Origin of the sequence: Pinirhizobacter sp. (assembly GCF_035317885.1) — a bacterium.
In the GTDB taxonomy this organism is placed as follows: domain Bacteria; phylum Pseudomonadota; class Gammaproteobacteria; order Xanthomonadales; family Rhodanobacteraceae; genus Pinirhizobacter.
In genome coordinates this window covers 1-9,680 of record NZ_DATHFX010000461.1, presented here as the reverse complement: position 1 = coordinate 9,680, position 9,680 = coordinate 1, and the positions used below count along the sequence as shown (strand labels likewise).

Annotated in this window: 9 protein-coding genes; 7 read left to right on the top strand and 2 right to left on the bottom strand. The window is 63.4% G+C overall.

The genetic code is table 11. From position 1 onward, the window contains the following. Nucleotides 1-4 precede the first annotated feature (4 nt). The 4 genes from VK519_RS15220 (at nt 5) to nth (ending at nt 3,852) form a co-directional block, all read left to right on the top strand. Nucleotides 5-445, top strand: a complete 441-nt coding sequence (locus VK519_RS15220) for a DUF2147 domain-containing protein (protein WP_324351136.1) — start codon at nt 5-7, stop codon at nt 443-445. Between the two features lie 80 nt (nt 446-525). Beyond that, nucleotides 526-2,607, top strand: a complete 2,082-nt coding sequence (metG, locus tag VK519_RS15215) for a methionine--tRNA ligase (protein WP_324351135.1) — start codon at nt 526-528, stop codon at nt 2,605-2,607. A 7-nt stretch (nt 2,608-2,614) separates the two neighbouring features. Continuing rightward, the gene (locus tag VK519_RS15210; RefSeq protein ID WP_324351134.1) at nt 2,615-3,208 is read left to right on the top strand and encodes an RnfABCDGE type electron transport complex subunit B; all 594 of its coding nucleotides are present in this window, start codon (nt 2,615-2,617) and stop codon (nt 3,206-3,208) included. After that, nucleotides 3,205-3,852 (top strand): endonuclease III, encoded by a 648-nt coding sequence (nth, locus tag VK519_RS15205; RefSeq protein WP_324351132.1) that lies wholly within the window; start codon nt 3,205-3,207, stop codon nt 3,850-3,852. The genes VK519_RS15210 and nth overlap by 4 nt, the downstream gene beginning before the upstream one ends. 26 nt (nt 3,853-3,878) lie before the next feature. On the opposite strand, the gene VK519_RS15200 is transcribed toward nth, so the two are convergent. Beyond that, the gene (locus VK519_RS15200) at nt 3,879-5,381 is read right to left on the bottom strand and encodes a SulP family inorganic anion transporter (protein WP_324351130.1); all 1,503 of its coding nucleotides are present in this window, start codon (nt 5,379-5,381) and stop codon (nt 3,879-3,881) included. A 10-nt stretch (nt 5,382-5,391) separates the two neighbouring features. Next, nucleotides 5,392-6,075: a carbonic anhydrase gene (locus tag VK519_RS15195; RefSeq protein ID WP_324351127.1), complete on the bottom strand. Its 684-nt coding sequence runs from the start codon at nt 6,073-6,075 to the stop codon at nt 5,392-5,394. A 659-nt stretch (nt 6,076-6,734) separates the two neighbouring features. Here VK519_RS15195 and VK519_RS15190 point away from each other — a divergent pair. From VK519_RS15190 to VK519_RS15180, 3 genes are all read left to right on the top strand, one after another. After that, on the top strand, nt 6,735-7,400 hold the full coding sequence (locus VK519_RS15190) for a response regulator (protein WP_324351125.1): 666 nt from the start codon (nt 6,735-6,737) through the stop codon (nt 7,398-7,400). Then, nucleotides 7,397-8,788 (top strand): sensor histidine kinase, encoded by a 1,392-nt coding sequence (locus VK519_RS15185; RefSeq protein ID WP_324351123.1) that lies wholly within the window; start codon nt 7,397-7,399, stop codon nt 8,786-8,788. The genes VK519_RS15190 and VK519_RS15185 overlap by 4 nt, the downstream gene beginning before the upstream one ends. A gap of 119 nt (nt 8,789-8,907) precedes the next feature. After that, on the top strand, nt 8,908-9,680 hold a 773-nt coding region (locus tag VK519_RS15180; RefSeq protein WP_324351121.1), incomplete at its 3' end, for an efflux RND transporter permease subunit.

Genomic DNA, 9,680 nt, shown 5'->3' with positions numbered 1-9,680 from the left:
AGCACTGTTCCACGCCGCCTTCGCCCTGGCCCTGGTGGCCGGGCCCTTGGCGGCCTTCGCCGCCGAACTGGCTACGCCAGTAGGCACCTGGAAGACCATCGACGACAAGACCGGCCAGCCCAAGGCCCTGGTGCAGATCACCGAAGCCGGCGGCAAGCTGGAAGGCAAGATCATCAAAGTGCTCAAGTCCGACGACGGTCCCAATCCGGTCTGCAAAGCCTGCGACGGCGAGCGGAAGGACAAGCCCGTGGAGGGCATGACCATCCTGTGGGGGTTGGCGAAGGATGGCGATGAGTGGAACGGCGGGCAGATCCTGGATCCCAAGAACGGCAAGATCTACAAGGCGAAGATGTCCCTCGACGACGGCGGTCGCAAGCTCAACGTGCGCGGTTACATCGGGTTCTCGCTGATGGGCCGCAGCCAGGTCTGGCAGCGCCAGGAATAACCCCGCAATCCAGGCCCGGCGACTGCAAGGGTCGCCGGGCACATGCCATAATCACCGGTCACTCCCCGCCCGGTCCCGACATGGCGCGCATCCTCGTCACGAACGCCCTTCCCTACGCCAATGGCCCGCTGCACCTGGGCCACATGCTGGGCTATATCCAGGCCGACATCTGGGCACGTTCGCAGCGCATGAGCGGCCACGAGGTTTACTACGTGGCGGCCGACGACGCGCATGGCACGCCGATCATGCTGGCCGCGGAAAAAGCCGGGGTTACGCCGGAGGTCTTCATCACGGCCATCCGCGAAGGCCACGAAGCGGATTTTGGCGATTTCAGCTTCAGCTACGACTACTACCACACCACGCATTCGACCGAGAACCAGGAACTGGCCTCGCTGATCTACACCCGCCTGCGCGATGGCGGTTTCATCGCCCGCCGCGACATCAAGCAGCTGTACGATCCCGAGCGCGGCATGTTCCTGCCCGACCGCTATATCAAGGGCACGTGCCCCGTCTGTGGCACGGCCGACCAGTACGGCGACAATTGCGAAAACTGCGGCGCCACTTATGCACCGACCGACCTGATCGATCCGTACTCGGTGATGTCCGGCGCCAAGCCCGTGCTGCGCGATTCGGAGCACTACTTCTTCGAACTGGGCAAGTTCGAGGTGTTGCTGCGCGACTGGTTCGCAGGCAAGACCACCCACGGCGCCGCCGTGGCGAACCCGGGCGTGGTGGCCAAGCTCATGGAATGGCTCGACGGCGGCCTGCGCGACTGGGACATCTCCCGCGACGCGCCTTACTTCGGCTTCCCCATTCCCGACGCGCCGGGCAAGTATTTCTACGTGTGGCTGGATGCGCCGGTGGGGTACCTGGCCAGTTTCAAGGCGTTGTGCAATGAGAAGGGCATCGATTTCGATGCCTACCTCGCCGAAGGCAGCGACACGGAACTGCATCATTTCATCGGCAAGGACATCATCAATTTCCACGGCCTTTTCTGGCCGGCCATGCTGCACGGGGCGAAGATGCGCACGCCCACGGCGCTGCACGTGAACGGCTATCTCACCGTCAACGGCGGGAAGATGTCCAAGTCGCGCGGCACCTTCATCCAGGCGCGCACCTATCTGGAATCGGGCCTTCACCCGGAAGTACTGCGTTATTACTTCGCTACGCTGCTGAGCCCCGCGCCCGTGGACGTCGACCTCGACCTGAAAGCCTTCGAGGAGCGCGTGAACTCGCACCTGGTGGGCAAGTGGGTGAACATCGCCAGCCGAACCGCGGGTTTCGTGCACAAGTTCTTCGATGGAAAGCTCTCTTTGGGCCTGGCGCCCACCGAGGCTGCACTGTGGAAGGAACTGCTGGCCCTCTATGAGCCGGTGGCCCAGCTCTACCGAGACGACGAACTGGCGGAAGTCACGCGTCGTTTCGTTGCCATGGCCGACATCGTCAACGGCCATATCGCAGCCACCGCGCCATGGGCCATGGCCAAGAATGAAAGCCAGCGCGAGGCGCTGCACCAGGTTTGCAGCTTCGCCGTGCAGGCGTTCCGCTTGCTCGCCGGCATGGTCAAGCCGATCATGCCGCGGACGGTGGACGCCGCGGAGATCTTCCTGCGCGCCCCCGTCGACAACTTCGATGACGCGCGCCGCGCGCTTCCCGGCCATGCCATCGGCCCGTTCGAAGCGTTGCTATCACGCATCGACGGCAAGCACATCACCGCGATGGTCGAGGCATCGAAAGATTCCCTCGCCCCGAGCGAAGCCCCCAAGCCCGCCAAAAAGCCCGCCTCGCCCAAGACCATGACCGATACGATCACCACCAACACCGACGCAACCGTCATCAGCATGGATGACTTCGCCAAACTCGACCTGCGCATTGGCAAAGTGCTGGCATGCGAGTTCGTCGAGGGCTCGGACAAGCTCCTGCGTTTCGAGCTGGATGCGGGCGTGCTTGGCAAGCGACAGATCTTCTCGGGCATCCGCGCCGCCTATGGCGAGCCTGCGACACTGGTGGGCCGCAACGTCGTGTTCATCGCCAACCTGGCGCCGCGCAAGATGCGCTTCGGCGTATCGGAGGGAATGATCCTCTCCGCAGGTTCAGGCGGCGGCGATCTCTTCCTGCTCGACGCCGACCAGGGCGCAGCGGCAGGCGCCACCGTCCGCTGACCTCCTGATGCCCACGCTCGCCGACCGGATCGACGCGGTACTGCCGCAGACCCAGTGCGAGCAATGCGGTTTCCACGGATGCCGACCTTATGCCGAGGCGATCGCCTCGGGCGCTGCGCCCATCAATCGCTGCCCGCCGGGGGGCAAGGCGGGTATAGATATCCTCAGTGCACTGCTGGGAGTGTCCGCGCTGGCGCTGGATCCAACGCACGGCGTGGAGAAACCGCGCCTGCTTGCGCGCATCATCGAGGCCGACTGCATCGGCTGCACCAAGTGCATCGGGGCGTGCCCGGTGGACGCCATCATCGGTTCGGGCAAGCTGATGCACACCGTGGTCGCCGATGACTGTACCGGCTGCGAGCTATGCGTACCGGCCTGCCCGGTCGACTGCATCGTGCTCGAGCCGATGCCGGCGACGCAGGTGGACATCGACCACGCCGACAGCGCCCGCGCGCATTTCAATCGCCGCGAGGCCCGCCTGGCTTCACGCACGCTTGCGCACGAGCGCGATCTAGCCAGTCGCAAGACAGCCACCGCGATGAGCCCGGTCGAAGCCGCACTGGCCCGCGCTCGCGCCCGCAAGCAGGAAGGACCGCCATGAAGAAGGCCGACGTGGCCGAAATGTTCTCGCGCCTGCGCGAGATGAATCCCCCCCCGACCACCGAGCTTGAATACTCCACGCCCTTCGAGTTGCTGGTTGCCGTGGCGCTGTCCGCGCAATCCACCGATGTCGGCGTGAACAAGGCCACGCGCAAACTGTTCCCCGTGGCCAATACGCCGGCGAAGCTGCTGAAGCTGGGCGAAGACAAGCTCAAGAAGTACATCAGCACGATCGGCCTGTTCAATACCAAGGCGAAGAACGTCATTGCCCTGTCCAGGATATTGGTCGAGCAGTACGACAGCCAGGTGCCGCGCAACCGCGAGGCACTGGAGTCGTTGCCCGGCGTTGGCCGCAAGACGGCCAACGTGGTACTGAACACGGCCTTTGGCGAGCCGACACTGGCAGTGGACACGCACATCTTTCGCGTCGCCAACCGCACGGGGCTCGCACCGGGCGCCAACGTGCGCGTGGTGGAGGACAAGCTGGTGAAGGTCATTCCAACAGAGTTCCTCCACGACGCGCACCACTGGCTGATCCTGCATGGCCGCTACGTGTGCAAGGCGCGCAAGCCCGATTGCCCGCAGTGCGTGATCAACGATCTTTGCAGGTACAAGCACAAGACCCAGGCAACGGAGCCGGCCTAAAGTGCCGGCTCCGTCAACCGGCCGCTTTACGCCACCTGGCGACCCTCTACCCTCTCGTCCAGCTGGTTCCAGTCCAACACTATTTCGATGCCGCGCGATTGCGCATTGCGCTCCCATTCTTTCAACAGCTCAAGGCACGCCTGGTCCACGTGGCTAAGCTCAGTGATATCGACGGTCACCTTCGTGTTGGCCCGCATGGCATCGAGTTTGCGCGCCATCGCCGGCACCTGCAGAAACGTCGCCGAGCCCTTCAGGTTGAAGGTGGCATGGCCCGGCTCGTCATGCTCGTGCAGGTCGGCCCTCAGCTTCGACGACAGAAGGGCGAGGCGGAAAAGCGACAAGCCGAAACCAATGATTACGCCTACCAGCAGGTCGGTAGCCACGATGGCCACCATGGTTGCCATGTAGACCACCGCGGTACCCTTGCCGTAGACGGCCAGCTCCTTGACCTGACGGAACTTCACCATCTTGACGCCGGTGAACACGAGGATGCCGGCCAGGCACGACACGGGCGTCATGTTCAGCAACCATGGCAACAGCATCGCCAACACCAGCAGCCAAGCTCCATGCAGAATCGTCGCCATGCGTGTGGCCGATCCGGCCTGCACGTTAGCCGCACTACGCACAATCACGCCTGTCATCGGCAGGGCGCCAAGCAGGCCGCAGAGCATGTTTCCAACACCTTGCGCGGTAAGTTCCTTATCGTACTTCGTGCGTTCACCGTTGTGCATACGGTCCACCGCGGCGGCTGAAAGCAATGTTTCGGCACTGGCAATGAAGGCGAAGGTGACGGCCGCAATCAACAGGTTCTCGTCAAGCAGGCCACGCATGCTGTCAAACGTGGGCAGCGTAATAGCAGAGGCCAGGCTGGCCGGTACGTTGACCAGGTTTACGCCAATGCCAAGCAGCTGCACTGTGGCGGTTACCGCCACCACGGCGAGCAGCGCCCCAGGTACGAAGCGCAACTTCGATGGACGAAACTTTTCCCAGGCAAGCATGATGCCGATGGTCGCCAGGCCCACGCAGAGCGCCGCGATGCCGGGTCCGCGAAGGGCTATGGCCAGCGCACCAGGCAACGCAGCGAAGTTCTCGAGTCCTCGCGCCAGCGGCTTGGCATCGAGCATGACGTGGATCTGCGACGCCACGATGAGAATGCCGATGCCCGACAGCATGCCGGACACGACAGCCGGGGACGTCATGCGAAACCATATGCCGACACGGCAAAGGCCCGCCGCCACCTGGATCAGCCCCGCGAGAAGGACCACGGGGCCCAGTGCCGCCACACCGTAACGTTGCACCAGCTCGAACACGAGCACGGCCAAACCAGCCGCCGGACCGCTCACTTGCAAGGGTGAGCCCGCGAAGGCACCCACCGCCAGCCCACCGATGATGCCGGTGACCAGCCCCGTGGCCGGCGGCATGCCTGAAGCGATCGCGATGCCCATGCACAAGGGAAGTGCCACAAGGAAGACCACGATCGAACCAAGCAGGTCGCGTCCGAACAAGCCTTGGGAGAAATAGCCTTTCATACGAAATCCTTCAAGCCGCCGTGGCCACGGTGGAAGCAAACCGCGCCATGGGCGTGGCTTGGGGTAGCGGGGTGCCATCGCAGGGAATGTCGACAAAGCGGCCGGTGCCACCATCGAACACGCGAATCGCCGCTTCGCCGATGTCGTACACCCAACCGTGAATGCTCAACGACCCGTTGGCCACGGCGGCCGCTACCACGGGTAGCGTGCGCAGGTGCTCAAGCTGGCCCACGACGTTTTCCTCGGTCAGGCAGCGAAGATGTTCATCCGCGTGAAGGTGGGAGGCGTTTTCCGCCACGACGTGCCGGGCGACGTCGGCATGTTTGAGCCAGTCGGCTACCGACGGCATACCGCTGAGCTCGGAAGGATTGAGCAGGCCCTTCATGGCACCACAATCTGAATGCCCGCAGATCACGATATGCTGGACTTTCAGTACTTTTACCGCGTACTCGATAGCTGCGACCACGCCGCTGACATGTTGCGCATACGGGGGCACGATGTTGCCAACGTTTCGGTAGACGAACAGATCGCCCGGCTGTGCGCAGAAAATCATCTCGGGCATCACGCGCGAGTCGGCGCAGGTGATGAACATGGTGTGCGGGCTCTGGCCGCTGGCCAGGCGTTCAAACAGCTCCCGCTGTTCGGGATAAATATCGCGGCGAAACGATTCGAAACCGTTGATCAGGCGATTCATGGAAATCTCCAGGCGAATGCTGCCACCCACGCGGCACGCGGGAGGCAAGCATGAATTGGGTTAGGCGAGCGAGCGAATTAGCGCAAGCTGGGTGTCATGCGGAAAACGGGGAGCCGCGGCCGGAGGCCGCTGGGCGAGGCGGGATCAGCCTATCGGAGGGCGCAACTCGAGCGTGGGGCGATGGTCGCGCCGCGAGGGCTCACCATGCGGGTCAATGCATAGTGTGGGTGCGATCGCTGGCAGGTAGGTCAAGGACGCAGGTAACGCGGCGTCTTCGACATCGTGATCGTCTGCGGCGACTGGGACCTGGATGAGGTCGGCATGGTGTCCGGCATCGGCATGGAATGCAGCCACCATCGATCCTTCGACCGGCGGGGAAACGTCGCCGTGTGCAAAAGCCGGTAACACCCATGCAAGCGCGGCGGCCAGGATGGCCATCATCAAGGGGCGAGCGAGGGATCGATACGACATTAATTCAAACTACGCACATGAGCGACGGCTGGCAAGTGGTGCAGCACAACAAAATAAGCTTTCAGTCAGGAAACTACGACCGTTTCCCTCTGTTTCAGGTCTTGGCCGGTCCCACGCCAGGATAAGCTCCCTTTAAGCTTCTACCCTCATCCTTCCGGTCCCGGGGCCGCCACCGAGAGTCCGCCAACGTGCATATTGTCCTCGTCGAAGACGACGAACAACTGGGCCATGCCATCCACCACGCACTGCTGCAGCAGTCGTACGCGGTGACATGGCTCCACACCGGGCGCGAGGCGGCCGAGGCGCTTCGCGATCGTTCGGCCGATCTTGTGTTGCTGGACCTTGGGCTGCCCGACCGCGATGGGCTGGAGGTATTGGCCGAAGCACGCCGCACCGGCATTCGCACACCGGTCCTGGTGATGACCGCGCGCGATGCAGTTCAGACTCGCGTACGCGGCCTGGACCTGGGTGCCGACGATTACCTTATCAAACCCTTCCACCTGGAAGAGCTGGCTGCGCGCATACGCTCACTTACCCGGCGTGCACAGGGTCTGGCCGACAGCTATGTTGAAGCCGGGGAGTTACGCATGAACCTTGCCACTGCCGAGGTGAGCTTCCATGGCCAGCCCGTCATTCTCACGCGCCGCGAGTTTGCCCTGCTCCGCGTACTGATGGAGCGCGCCGGACGCATCGTGCGGCGGGAAACGCTGGAGAATGCCCTGTATGGTCTTGAACCGAGCATCGACAGCAACGCCCTTGAGGTCCAGGTGCACTGGCTTAGGCGCAAACTCAGCCCGGAAGTGATCCATACCGTGCGTGGCGTCGGTTACATGGTGCCGCGGGAGCCGCGATGAAATCCCTTGGGCTGGGTGCACGACTGACGCTGTTGAACATCGCGGTGATGGTGGTCGTGCTCATTCCGCTAGGTGTCATCAGCTACCAGCGCGAAAGCCGTGAAATGAACCAACTGCTCGACGGCCGCCTGGCACAGGCGGGCCGCACCCTGGGCAATCTGATCGAGCACAGCGAGGAAATGACCGCGCACGCACCTGGACCGCAATCATCCCTGGCCACGGCCGTGGCCCCGGCGGTGGTCGTTGCGGTGCGCCGGCACAACTACGAGCCGGAAGTCGGCTTCCAGGCTTATGACCCCCACGGCACGCCTATCGCCGCGACCGAGAACCTGGCCGACCTTCCTGCCCCTACGGACGCGGATCTGGGATTCCACGACCTAAGGCACGACGATCACGCGTGGCGTCTATTCACCCTGCGCAACCGTGCCGGTCTGTTGATCCGCATCGGAGAACGATCGGACAACCGGCAGGACATTACGCGTGGCCTGGTGCTTGAACACAGCCTGCCACTGTTGATCGGCCTGCCGCTTCTGGCCGTCCTGATCGGACTTGCCGTGCGCCATGGCCTCACGCCGCTGCGCGCACTTACCTCGCAGCTGGATGAGCGCACACCCGGGAGCCGCCAACCGGTCGAGATAGCCGAACCCACACCCGAACTGCGTCCCCTGGTCGAAACCTTGAACCTGCAATTCGAACGACTCGAAAATGCGCTGGAACGCGAGCGCCGTTTCAACGCCGACGTTGCCCATGAATTACGCACGCCGCTAACAGCCACGATGATCCATCTGGAAAGCGCGATGATCGCCAGTGGTGCTTCGATGGCCACGGGATCGGCACTTTTCAGTGCGCAACAAAGCCTGCAGCGCCTGGCCCGCCGTATCGAGCAGATCCTTGCCCTGGCCAGGATCGAGGCAGGCGCCGCCGCCAGCGAACGCGAAAGGGTTGACCTGGTCGCGCTTGCCAAGGACGTCATCGAGGAACTCGCGCCGCTGATCGTGGAAAAGGATATCTCCATGAGCCTTGCCACGAGCGAGCCGGGCATGGTGCTGGCCGCTTACGAGGCGGCCATGACGGCGATGCTTCGCAATGTGATCGAGAACGCACTGCGGTACGCACCCGTGGGCGGGAAGGTCGATGTAGACCTCAACGCCGGCCCGGACCTGGTGGTGATCGATGTCCGCGACAACGGGCCGGGTATACCGCCTGAGCGTCGCGCGGCCGTATTCGACCGATTCCTGCGCGGCGCGAACGAACCGACGTCCGGCTTCGGGCTTGGCCTGAGCATCGTCAAACGCGCCGCCGAACTGCACGAAGCCCGGGTGGACCTGCGAGAACCGCCCGAGGGCACGGGACTGCACGTGCACATCCGCTTGCCCCGCCGATCCTAGGTCGAGCCGGGCCCGGCATGGAAGGCCGACCCTTGGACTGGCCAAAAGGTTGACATAAGGTTCGGCCCCCATCCTGCGGACAGCCCCAAAAGGGGCACCACCGTCCCAGGAGTCGCTCCATGCTTGCACTCGTCCGCATCGCGCTGTCACGACCGTATACGTTCGTGGTGCTTGCGCTGGCGATCCTGATCGCGGGGCTACTGGCCTCGGCGCGCACGCCCACGGACATCTTCCCGGACATCGGCATTCCGGTGATCAGCGTGGTGTGGACCTACAACGGCCTGCCACCGGACCAGATGTCCGGCCGCGTCATCTACTACTACGAACGCCAGCTGACGACCTCGGTGAACAACATCGAGCATATCGAATCGCAATCGCTGCCTGGCGCAGGCATCGTGAAGATTTTCTTCCAGCCCGGCGTCGACATCCGCACCGCGACTGCCCAGGTCACTTCCATCTCGCAGACGGTCGTCAAACAGATGCCCCCGGGCATCACTCCGCCGCTGATCCTCAATTACAACGCTTCGACCGTGCCTGTTCTGCAAATGGCGCTGTCCAGCGCCACGATTCGTGAATCGACGATTCGCGACCTGGCGCAGAACTCGATTCGCCCGACGCTGGTATCCGTGGCGGGCGTGGCCATTCCCACGCCTTATGGCGGCAAGCAGCGGCAGGTCACGCTCGACCTGGACCCGCAGGCGCTGCATGCGAAGGGTCTCTCGGCCCAGGATGTAGCCACCGCGCTGGCCGCTCAGAACCAGATCATTCCCGTGGGCACGGCCAAGATTGGCACCTTCGAATACCACGTGCAATTGAACAACAGCCCCGAGGCGATCGAGGCGCTCAATGCGTTGCCGATCAAATCCGCGGACGGCGCCACTATCACCATCGG

Excerpts from the sequence above, each read along its gene's own strand:
- metG (WP_324351135.1), top strand. The coding sequence starts at position 526 with ATGGCGCGCATCCTCGTCACGAACGCCCTTCCCTACGCCAATGGCCCG.
- VK519_RS15195 (WP_324351127.1), bottom strand. The coding sequence starts at position 6,075 with ATGAATCGCCTGATCAACGGTTTCGAATCGTTTCGCCGCGATATTTAT.
- VK519_RS15210 (WP_324351134.1), top strand. The coding sequence starts at position 2,615 with ATGCCCACGCTCGCCGACCGGATCGACGCGGTACTGCCGCAGACCCAG.
- VK519_RS15185 (WP_324351123.1), top strand. The coding sequence starts at position 7,397 with ATGAAATCCCTTGGGCTGGGTGCACGACTGACGCTGTTGAACATCGCG.
- VK519_RS15200 (WP_324351130.1), bottom strand. The coding sequence starts at position 5,381 with ATGAAAGGCTATTTCTCCCAAGGCTTGTTCGGACGCGACCTGCTTGGT.
- nth (WP_324351132.1), top strand. The coding sequence starts at position 3,205 with ATGAAGAAGGCCGACGTGGCCGAAATGTTCTCGCGCCTGCGCGAGATG.